Here is an 18,591-nt window from a genome sequence, read left to right on the forward strand (position 1 = left end):
GAGAACTATCAGTTAGGTGGCCCGGGCGGGCCGTAGAGCATTTGGAAAAACCAGATGAGGAAGCCGTAGCCGCCCACTATCGCGACCGACAGCAGCGGAAAAAGGCAGACGACAAGAAACACGAAGAGCCGGGCTTCCTTGCGGCGCTGTGGTTTTTGTTCTTCAGATAACGACATGAAGATCTCCTGTCGAAACTTGCGTTGATACTAGATCACTCGTTCAGGGGAGGACTTCTGCGCTGAGTTTTTCTCGACCAGTGGCTAACCTCATACCCGCTTCCGCGCCTCATACCGAAAAGAATGGCTGAACTATGCTTAGTTGCGCGCTGGTTAAAATCATCACCCAAGGCGCAGCATCGACACTCTCCAGCGCATCCAGCATTAGTTGCTCGTGGTGTCCTCGGCTTCACCTGTTTTTTCACGCCAGACATCACGCTTTCCTGAATCCACCCACGCGCAGGTAGGACCCATGAACGATATCCGGTCCAGGGAAACAGGCCACCCGCCGCGTCAACCCGCCTCAGCCCAACACGGCTGGCAGCGCTGGCTGCCGGGTGTGCGGATGCTGCGGGAATACCAGCTCGGCTGGCTGCCAAAAGATTTGGTCGCCGGGCTGGTACTGACGACCATGCTGGTCCCGGTCGGCATCGCCTACGCGCAGGCTTCGGGCGTGCCCGGCATCTACGGTCTTTACGCCACCATCGTGCCGTTGCTTGCCTATGCGCTGTTCGGCCCCAGCCGGATCCTCGTGCTCGGTCCCGATTCCGCGCTGGCCGCGATCATTCTCGCCGTCGTGCTGCCGCTATCGGGCGGCGACCCGATGCGCGCCATTACCCTGGCCAGTGCGATGGCGCTGGTTTCAGGGCTGGTGTGCTTCTGCGCCGGGCTGTTTCGCCTGGGTTTCGTCACTGAACTGCTGTCCAAACCCATTCGTTACGGTTACATGAACGGCATTGCTCTGACCGTGCTGATCAGTCAGACGCCCAAGTTGTTCGACATCAAGGTCGACAGCGCCGGCCCGCTAAGGGACGTCATTAATCTTGGAAGGGCGCTGCTGGACGGCCAGGCCAACTGGAGCGCCTTCGCCGTCGGCGCCGCTACGCTGGTGGCCATCCTGTTGCTTAAACGCTTCGAGCGTTTGCCCGGGATTCTCATTGCCGTGGTGGCCGCGACTGTGGTCGCGGGTAGCCTCGATCTGGCCGCCAACCACGGGCTCAAGGTGCTGGGCTCGTTGCCTCAGGGGCTGCCGGGATTTGTTGTGCCCTGGTTGCAAGCGGGGGACCTGGTCACTGTCGTGGTAGGCGGATGTGCCGTGGCACTGGTTTCTTTTGCCGACACCAGCGTGCTGTCCCGAACCTACGCGGCCAAGACCCGCAGCCAGGTCGATCCCAATCAGGAAATGATGGGGCTGGGCGTCGCCAACTTCGCAACAGGTCTGTTCCAGGGCTTCCCCATCAGCAGCAGTTCGTCGCGCACGCCCGTCGCCGAAGCGGCCGGTTCCAAAACGCAACTCACCGGCGTTTTCGGCGCGCTGGGTGTGACCTTGCTCCTGCTGCTGACCCCCAATCTGCTCATGCACCTCCCCAGCAGTGCGCTGGCCGCAGTGGTCATCGCTGCCGCCATCGGCCTGTTCGAGTTCAAGGACCTCAAACGCATCTATCGCATCCAGCGCTGGGAGTTTTGGCTGTCGATCACCTGTTTCGTCGGCGTGGCCGTTCTCGGTGCGGTGCCGGGCATCGGCCTTGCGGTGGTGGTGGCGGTGATCGAGTTTCTCTGGGACGGCTGGCGTCCGCATTACGCGGTGCTCGGTCGTGTCGACGGGATTCGTGGCTACCACGACATCAGCCGCTACCCGCACGCTCGCCTTGTACCTGGCCTGGTGCTGTTCCGTTGGGATGCGCCCTTGTTCTTTGCCAACGCCGAGTTCTTCCAGAACTGCATCCAGGAAGCGCTCGGCCAATCACCCACGCCGGTACGCAGGGTGGTGGTCACGGCAGAACCGGTCACCAGCGTGGACGTCACCTCGGCGGACATGCTGATTGAACTCGATCAGGCATTGCGCGCCGCGGGCATCGAATTGCGCTTCGCCGAAATGAAGGACCCGGTGAAGGACAAACTGCTTCGCCTGGGCGTCCTGGAACAGACCGGCAATGACATCTTCCATCCGACGGTGGGGGCGGCTGTTGATGCCTATCTGGATGAACACGGCGTTGACTGGACGCCGTGATCGTTTGCCCTCTAAAGACCAATGCGACCAGGCAATGAACCGGGAGGGTGCTTAGGGAACAGGGGCGATCACGTTGACTGGCTTTGTGCTGCCAAAACTGTGCTAAACCTAATCGTCGAACGGACTCAGAGGTTAGTGCGAGATGACTTCTACCTATGAAAGTAAAAACACTTCAAATGGCCTGACGTTAAAGCTGTACCGCGGCGAGGGTGCAGCACTTCTCGCCTTCGATCTGGCTCCGATTAAGGCAACCCCCGATTTTGTCGGCTTCACAATCGAGGTGCGGTACCCAGGCTCATCGACATGGGGAGCGCTTCGCAATCGGCTGCATTTTACATATCCACCCACCAGCCAGGCAGAACGGACGTTCAAGTCTACCGAGGCACCGTTTCAGAAATTTCGATGGATACATGTGCCCTCCGACACCCCAGAGGGAGACTTCGAGTACCGGGTGACAGCCCGCTACATGTCAGCAGATGGGAAGTTGAGTGAAAATGGGCCACAGGTGACGGGTAAGATTTCTCTCGCGCCGCAAACGATAGATGGCTTTGTGAACGTAGGTTTCACCCGGGGCTTCGCAAGCTCTCAGGCCTACGCCAATACTGCCCGTTTCAAGAACAACACAAAGATTCTTCCGCCGCATGGGTCGCCAGCCAAAAGTAGCCTCAGCCACAATATGGCGCCATTTGAGGAACACTATAAATGGCTGGGTTTTGAGGCCCGACGGTTGATCCTGGACCTGCTCCAAGAGGTTGAAAGTGATCAGACGCTTACCCTCGACGCGTTGGTTTACGAGTGCAAAGAGCCGGACATCCTTCAACGATTGGAGCGACTTAAAGATCGCCTGCGAGTCGTTATAGATGATCATGATGAACAAGGGGAGGATGACTCTTGCGAATCCATCAGTGCCCAGCGTCTCAAGGAAAGCGGGGCACAGGTGCAGCGCATGCACTTCGGCCGGCAACAGCACAATAAGGTCCTGATCGTCCGCAAGCGGGATGGTTCTGCAGTCAAGGTCTTGGCAGGCTCTACCAACTTCGCACTGCGTGGGCTCTACATCCAGGCAAACAATGCCCTGCTGTTCGAAGACCGCATCGTCGCCGAAAAATTTGCCGAAGTATTCGATGCTTACTGGACTGATCCCAAGAAATTCAAAAAGAGCCCGTTATCGAAACAATGGTGGGAGGTTCGCAATGAACCGGAATCCAAAGTGTCTGTGTGCTTTTCCCCACATACGGATAACAGTCTTTCCCTCGGTCCGGTCGCCAAGGCCATCGCAGAAGCCGATAGCTCCGTCCTGTACTCGATCGTGTTTCTGAACCAACTGACTGGGGTCGTACGTCAAGAGCTTGAGGCGCTCATGCATCGCCCGCTGTTCTCTTACGGTGTCGCACAGCGCACAAGCGGGCTATCCGTGACAAAACCTGACGGCAGCATTGGACTTCTGCCGTTCTCCTACCTGGCTGAAAAGGCCCCTGAGCCGTTCAAGTCGGAGTGGAATGGTGATACGACAGAGCGCTCCAACATGGTTCACCATAAATTCGTCGTAACGGATTTCAACGGCAAAAAACCCACGGTGTTCACCGGCTCCTCCAACTTGGCTGCCGGCGGTGAGCTTGATAATGGTGATCATTTGATTCGTATCGAGGATCGGAAAATTGCCATTGCGTATGCCATTGAAGCCCTTCGTCTGTTCGATCACTTCCACTTTCGAGTGAAAATAAAAAGTGGCGAAGTTTCAGGTCCAATTTTCCTGGCTAAACCGCCAACTGATGGAGGGCAACCCTGGTTTGCCTCCTACTACATTGAAGGGCACTACAAGGAGCGAGATCGCAAACTGTTCGTGCAGTAGTCCAAATAGCCGCGAAGCCACTGGCTGAATGTATCCATTACAATTTTTTGAATGTATTGGCTGTTCGATTTTAGGATGGGGCCTCACGACTTTCCTGGCCCGAGGCGCACCATGCACATCGCCATCCTTACTTTCGAAGGGTTCAACGAACTCGATTCGCTCATTGCGTTCGGCATCCTCAACCGGGTTCAAACACCGGGTTGGCGAGTGTCTATCGCCAGCCCCACAGACACGGTGGTGTCGATGAACGGCCTGAAGATTGAGGCGCAGGTGTCGTTGGAGGACGCCTGCGGTGCGGATGCGGTGCTGGTGGGTAGCGGGCGATTGACTCGGGACGTTGTCGCGGACGAGACACTGATGTCTCGCCTGAAACTCGACCCGGCTCGCCAGCTCTTGGGCGCCCAGTGCTCGGGCACGCTCATCCTTGCAAAGCTCGGCCTGCTGGACGACGTTCCGGCGTGCACGGATCTGATCACCAGGCCATGGGTTGAAGAGGCCGGTGTGGCGGTGCTCAATCAGCCGTTCGTGGCCAAGGGCAATGTCGCAACCGCCGGGGGCTGCCTGTCGTCGCAGTACCTGGCCGCCTGGTTCATCGCGCGTCTAGCGGGTGCGGAGGCTGCACGCAATGCGCTTCACTACGTTGCCCCGGTGGGGGAGAAGGACGTGTACATAACGCGTGCGATGGAGAACATTTCGCCGTTTCTTTAAGTCGGGCAATCCGGCCTGTCTCGGCAGCTCAGTGAAGATGCGTGAATCGCAGGTTGATCTCTTGACAGTGTCGGCGGAATCCAACTGACTCAACGACATTCAGGAGGAAAAAGCTTCCGCGCGTTGCGCCGGCATTGTGTACCTGAGCGGTTGCTGACGGGCCAGTTGTGCCCGGACTTCAGTGGCTGCCTGCAAAACTCTCTGCGCCCAGCGCTCATCATCCGGGCGTACGACCACGACGCGAAAACCGTGATCCTGGCCTTCGATCTGCACGCCCTCGGAATCATCGACATGCAAGTCGATATCGAATGCGGTTGGAAGTTTTGAGGGGGCGTTCGTCAGTCCGCGCGCTGTCAGGGCATGGTTGTGCCGAACGCTGTTGACCACACCGTCGACGTGGATGCCGTGCAGTAACAACCAGCGCCTGATGTAAGACGGTGTCCGGCCGGACGAGGTGTAGACCCAGATGCTGCATCCCTGGCGTCGTAGTTCCCGGGTCAGGTCGCGTGTGCCCTTGCGCAACGGCTCGCCCAGCCAGCGATGAACGAAGTCGGGCAGCCTGCTGTGCTCGACGGCGCAGTGATGGGCCTGACAGGCCAGGGTGTCATCGATATCGAACGAAATACGCAGGCGTTGGCGCCTGAACATTTCCGTCGGCACGGAACGCTTGATGGCTTGCCATGCTCGAGCGCTGGAACCCCGGCATCTGTCGAGCATCGGATTGGTTTTCATCGTTGGCCCCCCAGATAGACGGGCACGGGTTTGTCGCTCACAAAGAATTCCTTTGGATCGGGGGCTTGTTCTTCCAGGAAGGCGGCATATTTTTTCTTGATCTTGGGCAATTCGTAGAGCGCCTTGACGCCATGCTTGGCGGAGTTGCGGATGACGGATGACGGGTTGAAGTAACCCTCGGCGTTGTCCAGCGTCAGCACGAACGGCGGCAGCCCCGCGCGCATGAGCAAGTAACTGACGAGCAGCGATCCGGTGCGGTTGTTGCCTTCCAGGAACAATTGCGGCTTGCTGAGGATTCGTACATAGACACCGGCCGCGCGCTTCCAGACGGATTCGCTGCGATACGCGCAGTACCAGTTGTACAAGTCCTTTATCCCGCCTTCGACGTTGTTGAAGAAGTGTTCTTCGGTCGCCGCGAGGTGCTGAGCGTATTCCTCACGGCGTGCCGGGTCCCGCCCGCAGAGAACGGTGGCGTTGATTTCCAGCATCAGGTTCAGTTGCTGAAGATCGAACAGGTCGACGCCACGGGCGACGTACTCGTCAATCAGTGCGTAGCCCTCAACCACATTGCGCAGCACTTCGTCGGTCAACGGATCACGCTGCTCGGTAAAGTGCCTGCTGAGTTCCGCGAAGCGACCTTGCACCTTTCGCAGTGCACGTTCGATCGCTGGCAAGTCAAGACGACGCTTTGCAGACATGGGCAATCCTGATTGGAAGTGTGAGAGGTAAAAAGACCGAAGGCAGGCCAGTGGCGTTTGCCATTGGCTGCTTTCGGTCTAGACCGGACGTTTGTCGATCAGCTGAATTTGCCGCTGATGTAATCGCTGGTCATTTGTTCGCGGGGATTGTCGAAAATCTGGGCGGTAGGGCCCATCTCAACGAGATAGCCAGTACGCGTGCCCTGGGAAATATCCACCGAGAAAAATGCCGTGGTGTCCGCGACACGGATCGCCTGCTGCATGTTGTGAGTGACCAGCGCGATGGTGTAATCCTTCTTCAGCTCGACCATCAATTCCTCGACCCGGCGGGTGGCAATCGGATCGAGTGCGGAGCAGGGCTCATCCAGCAACAGCACTTCCGGCTCGGTCGCGATGGCGCGGGCGATACACAGCCGTTGCTGCTGGCCGCCCGAAAGGGACAGACCGCTGACCTTGAGCTTGTCCTTGACCTCATCCCACAACGCCGCGCCTTGCAGGGCGTGCTTGACGCGGTCGCCCAGGTCGCCCTGGTAGCGATTGAGGCGCAGGCCGAACGCGACGTTATCGAAAATGCTCATCGAGAACGGGTTTGGCTGTTGAAACACCATCCCGATGTAGCGGCGCACGACCACGGGATCAACGCCCTTGCCATAGACGTCTTGGCCGAGGAAATGCACATGACCCTCGAAGCGGAAGCCTTTGACCAGATCATTCATCCGGTTGAGGCTGCGCAGCACCGTACTCTTGCCGCAGCCGGAAGGACCGATGAACCCGGTGATCTTGTTTTTTTCGATCGGCACATGGCTGTCACGTACCGCCATGAAGTTGCCGTAGAAAATCTTGTCCAGCTTGCAGTCCATGACCACGGGTGCCGCGGTCTCGAGCGGGGCGACTTTTTGCGCAGATAATACATTCACACTATGTGCTCCCATTCTTAAAACTTTGGCTTGCCGAAGATACGGCTAACGATATTCACGACCAGCACGATCATCACCAACACCAGCGAGGCCGCCCATGCGAGCTCAAGCTGATTGTCGAACGGCATGCCGGAGAAGTTGTAAATCAGTACGGCGAGCGATGCGGTCGGATTCATCACCGCCAGGCTGCCGTCGTGGTAGATCCAGTAGTTACTGAACAGCGCAGTGAACAACAACGGCGCGGTTTCGCCGGCTGCACGGGCCACCGCCAGCATCACGCCGGTCAGGATCGCCGGCAGGCCGGTAGGCAGTACGATTTTCCAGATCACCTGCGAGCGGGTGCAGCCCATGCCATAGGCGGCATCCTTCATGATCTTGGGCACCATCCTCATCGACTCTTCAGCGGTCAGCACAACGATGGGCAGCATCAGTACCGCCAGCGCCACACCACCTGCCGGTGCCGAGTAGGTACCGGTGGTCATCACCACCAGGGCATAGGCAAACACCCCCGCCAGAATCGAAGGCAACCCGGTGAGCATCTTGGCGGCAAAGCGCGCGGCATTGGCCAGCTTGCTGTCCGGCCCCAGTTCAGCCAGGAAGATCGCCGCCATGATGCCGATCGGAACTGCGATGGCCGCCGCGATACCGACCATGACGAAGGTACCTGCCATGGCGTTGCCGAAGCCGCCGCCCGTCTCGAAGCCAGTCGGTGGCAGTTCGGTGAACACCTCCAGGCTGAGGCGGGCACCGCCACGGGTGATCAGCATGTAAAGCACGGAAATCAGCGGCACGCTGGCCACCAGGGCGCCCGCCCAGACCAGCGTCGTCAGCACCAGGCTGCGCAGGGCACGGCCTTCGAACCGGCGCTGCAGACTTGGCATTGCGGCCGTAGGTGAAGTGAGGTCAGTCATCATTTAGTACCACGCTGGGCATAGACCATGATCATGGAGCCGATGATGTTCACGATCAGGGTGATCAGCATCAGGACCAGTGCGGCATACATCAACACTTCGATCTCGGTCGGTCCCGCTTCGGGGAAGTTCAGCGCCAGCAAAGCCGCGAGAGTGTTGGCGGGGGCGAACAGCGAAAGGGAAATGTTGTTCGAGTTGCCTACCAGCATGGCAAGGGCCATCGTTTCACCCAGGGCCCGGCCCAGACCCAACACCAGCGAGCCAAAAATGCCGGTGGCGGCGGAGGGCACCATGACCTTGAGAATCGCTTCCCAGTGGGTGGTCCCCATGCCATAGGCCGCTTGCTTGGTTTTCATCGGAACGCCGGTGAGCGCATCCTGGGAAACGGCGGCAATGGTCGGCAGAATCATGATGGCCAATACCAGCGCGGCGGGTAGCAGCCCCGGTCCACTCAAGGTGGTGCCGAAAAAGGGGATCCAGCCCAGTTCACTGTTCAGCCAATCCGTGAGGGGGCGAATGGCCGGGATCACCACGTAGATGCCCCACAGGCCATAAACGACGCTGGGGATGGCGGCGAGCAATTCGACGATGGTGCGAAAAACGGCCGCGAGTTTCGCGGGGAGGAAATCCTGGGTCAGGAAAATTGCCATGCTGACGCCGAAAAATCCGGCGATCACCAAGGCGATGAAGGCGCTGTAGAGCGTGCCCCAAATGGCCGGCAGAATGCCGTATTTGCCCTGGTTCACGTCCCACACGGTGCCCAAAAGGACGTCCAGACCGTGCTTCTCCATACCTGGCACAGCCTTGCGTCCTACCTCGAACACCAAGGCAAAGACCAGCGCCAGAACGAGAACCACACCAATGCGCGCAACTGCGCGGAAGGTGCGGTCAACCAGGAAATCCTTGGTAGAGGGCGGACGGCAAGCGGAGTCCGGATTAACCGGTACGACAAATGGCTTGTTCATGGGCTATTCCGGCGTAGGGGAGAGCTCTTCGGCGCGGCTGGAAGCACACACCGAAGAGGCCTCGCGAGCGTCACTGGATATTGGCGGAAGCTTTGCGAACCTGATCGACAACCGATTGCGGCAGTGGGATGTAGCCCATCGAATCGGCAATTTTCTGACCTTCAGTCAGGCTGTACTCGACCATTTCACGCATGGCCTTGGCCTTGGCCGGGCTCTCGTTCTGCTTGCGGAAGATCATCCAGGTGTAGGAAGTGATCGGGTAGGACTTGGCGCCATCCGGATCCGGCAGCCAGGCCACCAGGCTTTCAGGCATCTTCACCGCGGCCAGGGCCTCGGCACCGCTCTCGGCGTTCGGCACTACGTACTGACCGGCCTTGTTCTGCAACTGGGCAAAGTCGACCTTGGCCAGTTTGGCGAAGCCGTACTCGATGTAGCCAATGGCGCCCGGGGTCTGGCGTACGGTGGCGGTCACGCCATCGTTTTTAGGCGATTTGATGAATTTGTCGCTGGCTGGCCAGTTGACGGTGTTGCCTTCGCCCAGGTCTTGCTTGAACGCCGGGTTGATGGCGGCCAAGTGCTTGGTGAATACAGCGGTAGTGCCGCTGGAGTCTGCACGTACGACAACGGTGATCGGCGTAGCAGGCAGTTTCAGCTCAGGGTTGGCGGCGACGATCTGTGGATCGTTCCACTGGGTGATCTTGCCCAGGAAGATGTTGGAGTAAACGTCGCGTGGCAATTTCAGCCCTTTAGGACTGCCTGGCAGGTTATAGGCCAGGACGATTTCACCCGCAGTCATCGGCAGCAGTTGCGCGCCTTCGGCAACCTTGGCGATGTCTTCGTCTTTCATCGCCGAGTCGCTGGCCGCGAAATCAACGGTTTTGTTCAGAAAGTCCTGCACACCTGCGCCGCTGCCCTTGGATTGATAATCCACGGTGACACCAGCGGTTTTCTTGCTGAAATCCTTGAACCAGGTGAGGTAGATCGGAGCCGGGAAGCTGGCGCCGGAACCTGTCAGGCGAACGCTTTCGGCAGCGAACGACACTGAGGTGGCACAAAGAGAAACCGTGATGGCGAGTGCTGCAGATTTCATCAAACTTTTCATCGGAAAAACTCGTTGTGATTACGGGCCCCCGGAACTCTGCAACATTCTTGTTACGGTTTTATGAAAGTCGAATGGCGCAGGATGGCCGGCCATGTAATTACCTCGTAACAAATTACGACTCACACTGAGGCAGACCCTTCCCGACGCGAGTTTCCCCCATGCTCTCAACCGAAGACCGCTTGATACAGCGCATCCACCGTGAACTGCTTGACCACAGTGACGAAGAGCTGGAACTGGAATTGTCCGAAGACGGCACGGACCTGAACGCTCTGTTCGATGAGCAATTGGAGGAGGGCAGTGAGAAGGAAGCTCGGCGGCTTTATTTCAGCGAGCTGTTCCGCCTGCAAGGCGAACTGGTGAAGCTGCAAAGCTGGGTGGTCAAGACTGGCCACAAAGTCGTGATTCTGTTCGAAGGTCGTGATGCCGCCGGCAAGGGGGGCGTCATCAAGCGCATTACTCAACGGCTCAACCCTCGGGTCTGTCGGGTTGCCGCGTTGCCAGCGCCCAATGACCGGGAACAGACGCAGTGGTACTTCCAACGCTACGTCTCGCACCTGCCGGCAGCGGGCGAGATCGTGCTTTTCGACCGCAGCTGGTACAACCGCGCGGGCGTCGAGCAAGTGATGGGCTTTTGCAACGCCGACCAGTACGAAGAGTTCTTCCGCACCGTGCCGGAGTTCGAAAGAATGCTGGCTCGCTCCGGCATCCAGCTGATCAAATACTGGTTCTCCATTTCCGACCAGGAACAGCATCTGCGCTTTCTCAGTCGCATTCACGACCCGCTCAAGCAGTGGAAACTCAGCCCCATGGACCTGGAATCCCGTCGGCGCTGGGAAGCCTATACCAAGGCCAAGGAAGTGATGCTCGACCGCACCCACATCGCCGAAGCGCCATGGTGGGTGGTGCAGGCCGATGACAAGAAGAAGGCCCGACTCAACTGCATCCACCACCTGCTCGGGCAGATGCCCTATGAAGAAGTGGAGATGCCAGTGATCGAGCTGCCGCAGCGCGTCAGGCACGAAGAATACTCCCGCAGCCCGACACCGCCGGAACTCATCGTGCCTCAGGTCTATTAAGACAGGCCGAATCGGGGCGTCTCCCACTTGGCGCCCCATCGGTCGACATGATTCTCGGCCTGTACATCGACGTGACTGAGCGTCAGTTCCATTGCATGGCTCCCTCCCGCCGAGCCGGCACCCATCGCTAAAGCCACGTATTCACGACCCGCCGGTCCAGTTCTTCCCAATCCGCCATGCCCAGCACTCGCGTGGTGTTCAACCCGCGCAAGTAGCCGCGCAACTGATTGGCGGTGGCGCGGACTAGTTCAGGGTCGGGCGTGTGTTCGCCCACTAGTACGCTCTCGTACTGCACCAGGTACTCGGCCACCCGGTCACGGAAGTCGGGCAGAACGGCATCGCGGATCAGGTCAAAAGTTCTCAAAAAGAGATCCTCATCAATCATTTCTAGTGGGGATTGAGTGTGTATCCGCCTGCACGGCGCACAACTATCGTTAGAAGTAATAGTGACCATCAAGAAACGCAAGTTCTCCTTTGTGGGCAATACCCGGAAAATCGCCTCCATCGAACACGCTTTAGCATTCAGGAAGAGAACGATGCGCTTTTTAACAGTGTCAGCCCTGGCGTTCGGATCGTTGTTGCTCGCCGGCTGCGCCTCGGCGCCAAACGACCCGACCCTGACCTTGCAGACCAGCAAGACCCCGGCCCAATACGCGGATTGCGTCGTGCCGAAATTGCAGGGCAGCGAGTTGAACCCAACGGTTTCGCAGACCCAGCGCAGCTACCGGATCGTGGTGCCGAGCAAGGTATCGACGGACAACGTGCTGGAGGCCTACAAGGCCGGAAACGGCGGCAAGGTGTTCATCTACGAGCGCCACCTGCTGGCTTCGAACCTGCTGCCTTCGAGTTTCCAACGCGCCGCACAGGATTGCATCTGACCCCGACCGGTCAACGTTTTTGACAGAGCTCCTTTGGTTGGCCGCAACCAACCAATTTCTTGCCCCGCAGCCCATTTGGTTGCGGGGCTTTTTTTTGTGCGTTATGACAGTCGCGACTCGCCTGTCGCACCGCTCAAACCCTCGGCCCTGACACCGATCCGCGAAAACACCAGCCACGCAAACAGCAGCACACTGCATCCAATCAACAGGGAGGCGGCGGCAATCAACGGTTCGACGGACGCGAAGCCCTTGAGGCGCAACGTCAGTGCGCCGAGCATCACCGGGACGCCAATGTTGTACGTCCAGAACTGTGCGGCGGCAATGCGCCCCTCGGTGATGGAGGGGTATGCGGTGCCGATGATGCCGAACAGGGCCATCGACACCCAGCCCAACAGATTGATGTGGGCATGCACTGCAAACAGGGAGTGGTCGCCAGAGGCGCCCATCGCCACGCCCAGCATGACGCCGATGGCGAAGTAGAGAGCAGCCAGCCGAAACCAGGTCCGCGAACGGGGGTTGTGATTCATGGCATTCACCTCATGCGCCGTGAGGCGCGTTTAGTTGCTGAAAACGACCTCTTGTCGGTGGGTTCCTGTGTGCCTATTATGAGACGCGTGTCTCACGATAGGACGGAGTATCATTTATTCCATGTCAATTCCGAAGTCAAGCCCGTCGATCCCGGATGGCGATCCGCAAGGCCGGGTCAACCAGAAACTGCGCACGCGTCAGGCGTTGATCGATGCCGCCATCGCCATGCGCGACGAGGGCCATCACCCGACGCTCGCGCAAGTGGCCGAGCGTGCGAGGGTGTCCCGTGCCACGGCGTATCGTTACTTTCCTTCGCTAGAGGCGTTGATCAGCGAGACGGCAGCCGATCGCGAGATGAAGCTGTTGGAGAGCTTCTGGCGGCCGGGGGACGATCCGGTCAAAGGCATCGGCCAGGCGGCGAATGCGTTGAACTCACTTTTGCTCGAAGACGAAATCGGCCTGCACGTGATGGAGCGTTCGTTCATGACCGTGTGGCTCGAAAACGAATCACATGAAACGCCCCTGCGGCCGGGCCGGCGGATGAGTTACATCGAGCCGATTGTCGATTCGCTGAAGGACGTGCTCCCGCCGCGTGCGCGCAAGCGATTGAAGCAGGCGCTGTCGATCGTCATCGGCACCGAAGCGCTGATTGCCGTGCGCGATATCAGTCGGGCGAGTGTCGAGGAGTCCCTCGACAGCGCGGCGTGGGCGGCGAGGGCGCTGGTTCGTCAGGCGCTGGCGGAGGAAGAGGAGGCGCGGCGCAAGCGTCACGCCAGGTAAAACGTGCTGGCGTGGCGGCCGGAGCAGGGGCGAGTCACCGTCCAGCGGCAGCATCCGCCAGTGCCGCGACCACTTGCCTCTCGATGTCCTTTTCATCCAGCCCGCGACCGAAATGCTTGAGGTAGCGGCCTTGGCTGTCGAGCAGGAACAGGAGGGTCGAGTGATCCATCATGTACTGGTCCGGTTTATCGCCGGAGGGCACTTTCTTGTAATACACATGGTAGGCGTCGGTAATGCGCACGATGTCCTGTGCCGAACCGGTGAGGCCGACGAAGTTGCTGGCGAAGTAGTTGACGTAGGTCTTGAGCCTGGCGGGCGTGTCGCGTTCCGGGTCAACGGTGACAAAAACCGGTCGCACGGTGATGCCTTGCTGTTGTTGCAGTTGCCGACTGATGCGGGCCATTTTTGCCAGGTCTGTGGGACAAATGGCCGGGCAGGTCATGAAGCCGAAATACAGCAGCGTCGGTTCACCAAAGCTGCGTTCGGTGACCCGCTGACCGTTCTGATTGGTCAACTGGAACGGCCCGCCGATATCGGTGCGGGGGGTGGCCATCGTGCCGGTGGCAACTCCCATTAACATCAGCGCTGCTAACCATTTCATCGCTCAATAACCTCCCGAATAGGTCAACGCCAGGCCTACCAGTTCAGACATCTGCCCGTCTTCTTTCTGGGTGCCGACGGAAAACCCGAGTTTGATCTGGCCGGTGATGTCGTAGGTCACGCTCAGCTCGTTGAGGTAATCCTGCCGGTCCGCGCCTCCCGTCGATTCCCGATGCTTGTCGGTCCGGGTCGCGCCCAGAGACCAGTCACCGAAATCGAAGGTCAGCGAGGTGGTCAGGTAGCGGGTGTCATTGCCCTTGATGCCGTCTTCATTGTCGACATCGGCGAATTCGACGAAGGGCACGATATCGAAGTAACGCCCGTCCAGCGTCGGCTCAAGGTCGGTGCTCGGTTCATAGGCCCAGATGTACCGGGCGGAGGCGATCTTGATGGTTTCGTCGTCTTCGCCGGGGGGAATGGCTTGTGTCGCGTCCTCGGCCTTTTTGTTGGACATGTAGCCCGCCTGCATTTCCAGATAAGGCACCGCCGGAATCGCGATCCAGTTCACCGTCACCGCATAAGAGTCGAGTTTGCCGGTATTCGACGGACCGCCGTCGCTGCGCTGCAGCTTCTCGCCATGGCGCAGATAGGGGCGACCAAGAAACGAATTGTCGGCGGTGTAGACACTCAGGTTGGGCTCGATCATGCCCAGTTGCTGGTCGAAAAACCGGTACGCCACGGTGCCGCCGAGCATGCCGTCGAGGTCGTAGGTGGCGACGTAATCGTTGGTGTAGAGACCGGGCGCCTGATCCTGCGCGCGCCCGAACGGCACATGATACTTGCCCACCGAGAACGCCGAGTTGGCGTTGTTCTGGTAGTAGTTGAGGTCATTGATCACCAGCCCCACGTCTTCGAAAAAGCGCTTTTGTCCGGGCTCCGGTCCGTCGATGGGATTGATCTCGGTGGAGAACCGGATCTGCTGGTCGTGGGAGAAACGGAAGTAGAAGGTGGTGTTGATGTCCGGGTAGGCGTCGGTGCTGTTGCGATTGCCGCCCTGGGGCGAGTCGGCGTGCACGTGGTCATATTGAAAGGTCGCGTCGTAATCCATGCCGACGTTGGGGTATTGCCCGTCATCGGCCAGGGTCGACTCGACGGCACACACCGATCCCACCAACAACACTGCCAAGCGATAGTTGCTCATGGCGCGCCCCCTTCAGTTGGTTCGCGGGATCAACGGGCTGGACGCTTTCGGGTCCTGACCGGTGTTGCGCAGGTAGGAGCACAACTGGTTGTTTTCACCGTACAGCCCGCCGAGCGGTTCGAGCTTGACCGCCTGCTCGTAGTCCTCGGGTTTGACCACCTGGATGGCCTGCATCATGCCGCCGTCTTCGTGTTCGAGGATGTGGCAGTGATAGACGAACTTGCCGAGGATGACCGGGTCGCGAAAAGGGATGCGCACGGTGATCGAGCCGGTAGCGGGGATGAATACGTTGTCCCGATAGCCACTGAACTGCACCGGTTTGCCGTTGATCTCGGTCACCTGGAAATCCACCTGGTGGATATGAAACTGGTGCAATTCCTGGGACGGGTTGAACAGGCGCCATTCCTCCACGTCGCCGAGCTTGACCGTGGTGTTGACCCGGTCCAGTTCGAAGCGCGTGCCGTTGATCAGGAACGCGTTGGGGTCAGTGTCCGAATCCTGAAAGGCGAACTGCCGCGTCTTGTTCACCGCGATCTTGCTGAAGTCCTCTGCGGACGGATAGGCGCTGGTGATCTGTTTGGTCGCGACCCGCTCACCGCTGGAGCGCAATACCGCCAGTCTGGCCGCCGGGTAACTGTCGCCTGCCGGGCCGGTATCCGCGTCACCCATCACCACATCGTGGGAACCAGCCGCAGGCCCCACGACCAGCACGCTGAAGCGCGCGGATGGCCCGATCAACACCTGATCATCGTCGACCCTTCGCGTGACGGTGTTGCCGTCTCGCGATAACACCTGCATCGACTGGCCATCGATGCGAATCCGGAAATACTGGTTGGCGGCAATGTTGATGAAATGCCAGAGCTGGGTTTCCCCCGGCTTGATGTCGATGATCGGTACTTCCTGGCCGTTGATCGTACGAATCGCCGGGGCGCTGGTGATGATTTCACTGGCGACTTTGCCGGTCAGGGTTTTCTGGAAATTGCGCAGGACCAGCACCTGTTCCTTGATGCCCTTGAGTTCGGGAAACGGATCAAGCATGCCGTCGACCAGGATCGGTCCGGCAATCCCGGCGGAGACCTGGCGCTGGGAGCCGCCATGGAAATGACTGTGATACCAGTAGGCGCCGGGGCTGTGATCGAGGGGCAGTTTGACGTTGTATTCGCCCACCTGATGGGGCTGGGTCATGCGGAAAATATTGTCGCCCTGGTCCAGAGGGGATACCTGCATGCCGTGGAAATGCAGGTTGGTGACTTCGTCCATGCGGTTGTCCAGACGGATCGCCATGGTCCCGCCCGGTCGGGTTCGAATCAGCGGCGAATCGTAATCGCCGTTGAACACCAGGGACACGTAGCGCTCGTTGCCGACGTTGACCTGTTGCTCGGCCGCCGTCAGCGTGGCGTGGGTCACGCCGCTGGCATCGTAGGTGAATTCGGGATTCTGCCGCAGTGGCTGGGACGCCGGTTCTGCGGAGTGCTGAGTCGCACAACCGGCCAGCGCAAGTACGAACATGCTTGCGCAGAGTGACAAGGGGCGGACGCTGAAAGCTCTGGGCATGATCGCGACCTTCGTGGCGTAGCGATGAACTGCAAACGCAGTCCGCCTGTGCGCTGCCCAAAGGTGATCAGACGCCACCGCGCAGCGTTACAGGCCACGGCCCGCGTGGCTTTGACAGGTATTGCGCGCAACTTCCGCAGTGTAGGACAGCACGGAAGTTGCGCAAGCCTTTGGATCCATGAAGTAACGTTCAACCGATGAAGTGCACTTAGTTGTTAAACCAGCGCTACAACATCACAGATGTTTCTTCTCTTCCTTATCGAGATGACGGTCTTCTTTGTGCCGTTCTTTATCCAGTTCCTTGGCTTCCTTATCGATATCTTTTGCGTCGCGATCGACATCTTTGTCCGCGTCACGAACGCCATCTCTGACATCTTTTGCAACATCGCCTTCGGCCTGTGTAAAGCCTGCATGACACATCAGGCCCGCTGCTAACAGTGAAGTAACCAGAATGGCTTTGAGGGCTCGCATTTCCAGACTCCTTCTTCATCTACGCTTTCGCGTAATTGCGAGATGAAAAAATAGGCGGGTTAAACGGAAGTTGCCAACCCGCTGGTCGCGCTCACCGACTATCTGATTTTCTTATTCACTGAATAGCGATTTTATTGGCTGGGCCTACGCTTCATCTGACCCAATAAAAGGCTCCTTACGGACTTGAAGACCACTCAATATTCAAAATTGATACGGTCTCCTGTAGGAGCCAGCTTGCTGGCGAAGGTCGTTAACGATAACGCGTACAAACTGGCTCACCACTGCGTACTTGAGTCCATCGCCAGCAAGCTGGCTCCTACAGGTTTTGTGTTTAACGGGATTGCGTGGTGAACCCTGAATTCAATTAGAGGATTCGTAATGAACAGAAAATGTCTGGTGATTGGCAGCGTTCTTTGCACCTCGTTGATCTTTGGCTGCGTCAGCCAGGCCGACCAACCCTTCGTGGACATCGGTGATCGCCACGGCAATCTGCGATCGGCCCAGGAGCACATCGTCCAGGCATGGCGAATGGTGGGGGAGGCCCAACGCGACAATAACTCCCACCTGGGCGGACACGCCGAGCGGGCCAAGGAGTTGCTCAGCCAGGCCAACGAAGAACTGCGCGCGGCGGCGGACTTTGCGAACGAGCACGAGCGGTAGCCATCCGTTCTCGTGACGAAGCGTCGCGAAAGACTCCGCTTCAGCGTACCGGCTCGGCCACCAACAGCAACGACTGCGGCACCGGACTTTGCGGGTGCTGCGGTTCTTGCAGGCCGGCCAGCCGAAAGCCGGCCATGTCCAGGGCGTTCAGCCAGCTGGACAAGGTGCGGAAATACCACGGCATGGGTTGCCACTGGCCTGTGAAACCGGCGAAGTTTTCGGTTCGCCAGCCGTCCTGATAATCGCCTGCCGCAGCAGTCCATGGATGCAGGGTTTGGATGATCAGCGCACCGTCCGGGGCGAGCAGGGTGTTCATGGCGGCGAGCAGCGGGATGATGTCCTGGTGCAGCAAGGCGAAGTTGGCGCAGATCAGGTGGTAGTCACTTCCAATATCGACGCTGGCCTCGGCCAGCGCTTCATAACTCCCCAGATGCACCACCGAAGAGCCGGCTGCCCGCGCGGCTTCGACCAGCGTCGCATCGCCATCCACACCGACCGCCTCGATGGAACGTTCCGTCAGTGCCCGCAACAGCCAGCCTTCGCCGCAACCGAGGTCGAGCACACGCTCGGGCTGGCGACCCAGAATCGCCAGCAGAATGGCTTGATCCGTGACCGTGTGACGGCTTTCTATGGCGCCGGTGCGGATGGCTTCGATCCAGGATCGGGCGTTGTGGTGCCAACTTTGCAGGAGGCTGGATTCCGGGGTGGACATAGCGATGGCCGATGTTATGGGGTGGATAAAGGATAGGTCAGTCGCTGAAGACGCTGCGAGGTTTGTACCAAATCGAACAA

General features: G+C 58.9%; 21 protein-coding genes. 7 read left to right on the plus strand and 14 right to left on the minus strand.

Features of this window, described 5'->3' with window-relative positions:
• Positions 1 to 8: 8 nt before the first annotated feature.
• A complete protein-coding gene (gene napE / locus ACF6ZU_RS24070) occupies positions 9 to 176 on the minus strand; it encodes a periplasmic nitrate reductase, NapE protein (protein ID WP_392887658.1) in 168 nt (55 codons plus the stop codon).
• 385 nt (positions 177 to 561) lie between these two features.
• On the opposite strand from napE, the gene ACF6ZU_RS24075 reads away from it, so the two are divergent.
• The 3 genes from ACF6ZU_RS24075 to ACF6ZU_RS24085 all read left to right on the plus strand — a co-directional run bounded on the left by ACF6ZU_RS24075 (position 562) and on the right by ACF6ZU_RS24085 (position 4,786).
• On the plus strand, positions 562 to 2,226 hold the full coding sequence (locus ACF6ZU_RS24075; RefSeq protein ID WP_392893898.1) for a SulP family inorganic anion transporter: 1,665 nt from the start codon (positions 562 to 564) through the stop codon (positions 2,224 to 2,226).
• Positions 2,227 to 2,368: 142 nt separating this feature from the next.
• A complete protein-coding gene (locus ACF6ZU_RS24080; RefSeq protein ID WP_392887659.1) occupies positions 2,369 to 4,078 on the plus strand; it encodes a phospholipase D-like domain-containing protein in 1,710 nt (569 codons plus the stop codon).
• A 111-nt stretch (positions 4,079 to 4,189) separates the two neighbouring features.
• On the plus strand, positions 4,190 to 4,786 hold the full coding sequence (locus ACF6ZU_RS24085; RefSeq protein WP_392887662.1) for a DJ-1/PfpI family protein: 597 nt from the start codon (positions 4,190 to 4,192) through the stop codon (positions 4,784 to 4,786).
• A 99-nt stretch (positions 4,787 to 4,885) separates the two neighbouring features.
• Here ACF6ZU_RS24085 and ACF6ZU_RS24090 read toward each other — a convergent pair whose 3' ends face one another.
• The 6 genes from ACF6ZU_RS24090 to pstS form a co-directional block, all read right to left on the minus strand.
• Positions 4,886 to 5,434 (minus strand): hypothetical protein, encoded by a 549-nt coding sequence (locus ACF6ZU_RS24090; protein ID WP_392893900.1) that lies wholly within the window; start codon positions 5,432 to 5,434, stop codon positions 4,886 to 4,888.
• Between the two features lie 80 nt (positions 5,435 to 5,514).
• Entirely contained in the window at positions 5,515 to 6,216 is a 702-nt protein-coding gene (locus ACF6ZU_RS24095) for a hypothetical protein (RefSeq protein WP_392887663.1), read from the minus strand.
• A 98-nt stretch (positions 6,217 to 6,314) separates the two neighbouring features.
• Positions 6,315 to 7,076: a phosphate ABC transporter ATP-binding protein PstB gene (gene pstB, locus ACF6ZU_RS24100; protein ID WP_218232072.1), complete on the minus strand. Its 762-nt coding sequence runs from the start codon at positions 7,074 to 7,076 to the stop codon at positions 6,315 to 6,317.
• 74 nt (positions 7,077 to 7,150) lie between these two features.
• On the minus strand, positions 7,151 to 8,044 hold the full coding sequence (pstA, locus tag ACF6ZU_RS24105) for a phosphate ABC transporter permease PstA (RefSeq protein WP_392887665.1): 894 nt from the start codon (positions 8,042 to 8,044) through the stop codon (positions 7,151 to 7,153).
• Positions 8,044 to 9,009: a phosphate ABC transporter permease subunit PstC gene (gene pstC / locus ACF6ZU_RS24110; protein WP_392887668.1), complete on the minus strand. Its 966-nt coding sequence runs from the start codon at positions 9,007 to 9,009 to the stop codon at positions 8,044 to 8,046. Before pstC ends, pstA begins: the two co-directional genes overlap by 1 nt.
• Before the next feature lie 70 nt (positions 9,010 to 9,079).
• Positions 9,080 to 10,111 carry a phosphate ABC transporter substrate-binding protein PstS gene (gene pstS, locus ACF6ZU_RS24115; protein ID WP_392887670.1) on the minus strand — a complete coding sequence of 344 codons (1,032 nt, stop codon included), beginning with the start codon at positions 10,109 to 10,111 and terminating at the stop codon, positions 9,080 to 9,082.
• 158 nt (positions 10,112 to 10,269) lie between these two features.
• Here pstS and ppk2 point away from each other — a divergent pair, with 158 nt between their 5' ends.
• Positions 10,270 to 11,187, plus strand: coding sequence for a polyphosphate kinase 2 (gene ppk2, locus ACF6ZU_RS24120; RefSeq protein ID WP_392887671.1), 918 nt, complete (start codon positions 10,270 to 10,272; stop codon positions 11,185 to 11,187).
• Positions 11,188 to 11,314: 127 nt separating this feature from the next.
• Here the strand turns inward: ppk2 and ACF6ZU_RS24125 are convergent, their stop codons facing one another.
• Positions 11,315 to 11,551, minus strand: coding sequence for a hypothetical protein (locus ACF6ZU_RS24125; protein ID WP_392887672.1), 237 nt, complete (start codon positions 11,549 to 11,551; stop codon positions 11,315 to 11,317).
• 172 nt (positions 11,552 to 11,723) lie between these two features.
• Between ACF6ZU_RS24125 and ACF6ZU_RS24130 the strand changes: the two genes are divergently transcribed.
• On the plus strand, positions 11,724 to 12,065 hold the full coding sequence (locus ACF6ZU_RS24130) for a hypothetical protein (RefSeq protein WP_392887674.1): 342 nt from the start codon (positions 11,724 to 11,726) through the stop codon (positions 12,063 to 12,065).
• Between the two features lie 101 nt (positions 12,066 to 12,166).
• Here ACF6ZU_RS24130 and ACF6ZU_RS24135 read toward each other — a convergent pair whose 3' ends face one another.
• Positions 12,167 to 12,592 carry a hypothetical protein gene (locus ACF6ZU_RS24135; protein ID WP_392887676.1) on the minus strand — a complete coding sequence of 142 codons (426 nt, stop codon included), beginning with the start codon at positions 12,590 to 12,592 and terminating at the stop codon, positions 12,167 to 12,169.
• A 121-nt stretch (positions 12,593 to 12,713) separates the two neighbouring features.
• Here ACF6ZU_RS24135 and ACF6ZU_RS24140 point away from each other — a divergent pair, with 121 nt between their 5' ends.
• Positions 12,714 to 13,373 carry a TetR/AcrR family transcriptional regulator gene (locus ACF6ZU_RS24140; protein ID WP_392887678.1) on the plus strand — a complete coding sequence of 220 codons (660 nt, stop codon included), beginning with the start codon at positions 12,714 to 12,716 and terminating at the stop codon, positions 13,371 to 13,373.
• A gap of 34 nt (positions 13,374 to 13,407) precedes the next feature.
• Here ACF6ZU_RS24140 and ACF6ZU_RS24145 read toward each other — a convergent pair whose 3' ends face one another.
• The 4 genes from ACF6ZU_RS24145 to ACF6ZU_RS24160 all read right to left on the minus strand — a co-directional run bounded on the left by ACF6ZU_RS24145 (position 13,408) and on the right by ACF6ZU_RS24160 (position 17,139).
• Positions 13,408 to 13,974 (minus strand): SCO family protein, encoded by a 567-nt coding sequence (locus ACF6ZU_RS24145; protein WP_392887679.1) that lies wholly within the window; start codon positions 13,972 to 13,974, stop codon positions 13,408 to 13,410.
• Positions 13,975 to 13,977: 3 nt separating this feature from the next.
• Positions 13,978 to 15,114, minus strand: a complete 1,137-nt coding sequence (locus tag ACF6ZU_RS24150) for a hypothetical protein (protein WP_392887681.1) — start codon at positions 15,112 to 15,114, stop codon at positions 13,978 to 13,980.
• Between the two features lie 12 nt (positions 15,115 to 15,126).
• Positions 15,127 to 16,668: a multicopper oxidase family protein gene (locus ACF6ZU_RS24155; RefSeq protein ID WP_392887683.1), complete on the minus strand. Its 1,542-nt coding sequence runs from the start codon at positions 16,666 to 16,668 to the stop codon at positions 15,127 to 15,129.
• Between the two features lie 234 nt (positions 16,669 to 16,902).
• Complete coding sequence (locus ACF6ZU_RS24160) at positions 16,903 to 17,139, minus strand: hypothetical protein (RefSeq protein ID WP_392887685.1); 237 nt, start codon at positions 17,137 to 17,139, stop codon at positions 16,903 to 16,905.
• Between the two features lie 378 nt (positions 17,140 to 17,517).
• Between ACF6ZU_RS24160 and ACF6ZU_RS24165 the strand changes: the two genes are divergently transcribed.
• Complete coding sequence (locus ACF6ZU_RS24165) at positions 17,518 to 17,799, plus strand: hypothetical protein (RefSeq protein WP_392887686.1); 282 nt, start codon at positions 17,518 to 17,520, stop codon at positions 17,797 to 17,799.
• A 40-nt stretch (positions 17,800 to 17,839) separates the two neighbouring features.
• Here ACF6ZU_RS24165 and ACF6ZU_RS24170 read toward each other — a convergent pair whose 3' ends face one another.
• Positions 17,840 to 18,511, minus strand: coding sequence for a class I SAM-dependent methyltransferase (locus ACF6ZU_RS24170; RefSeq protein ID WP_392887688.1), 672 nt, complete (start codon positions 18,509 to 18,511; stop codon positions 17,840 to 17,842).
• Positions 18,512 to 18,591 lie beyond the last annotated feature (80 nt).

The organism is Pseudomonas migulae (assembly GCF_043225285.1).
Taxonomy (GTDB): Bacteria; Pseudomonadota; Gammaproteobacteria; order Pseudomonadales; family Pseudomonadaceae; genus Aquipseudomonas; species Aquipseudomonas migulae_C.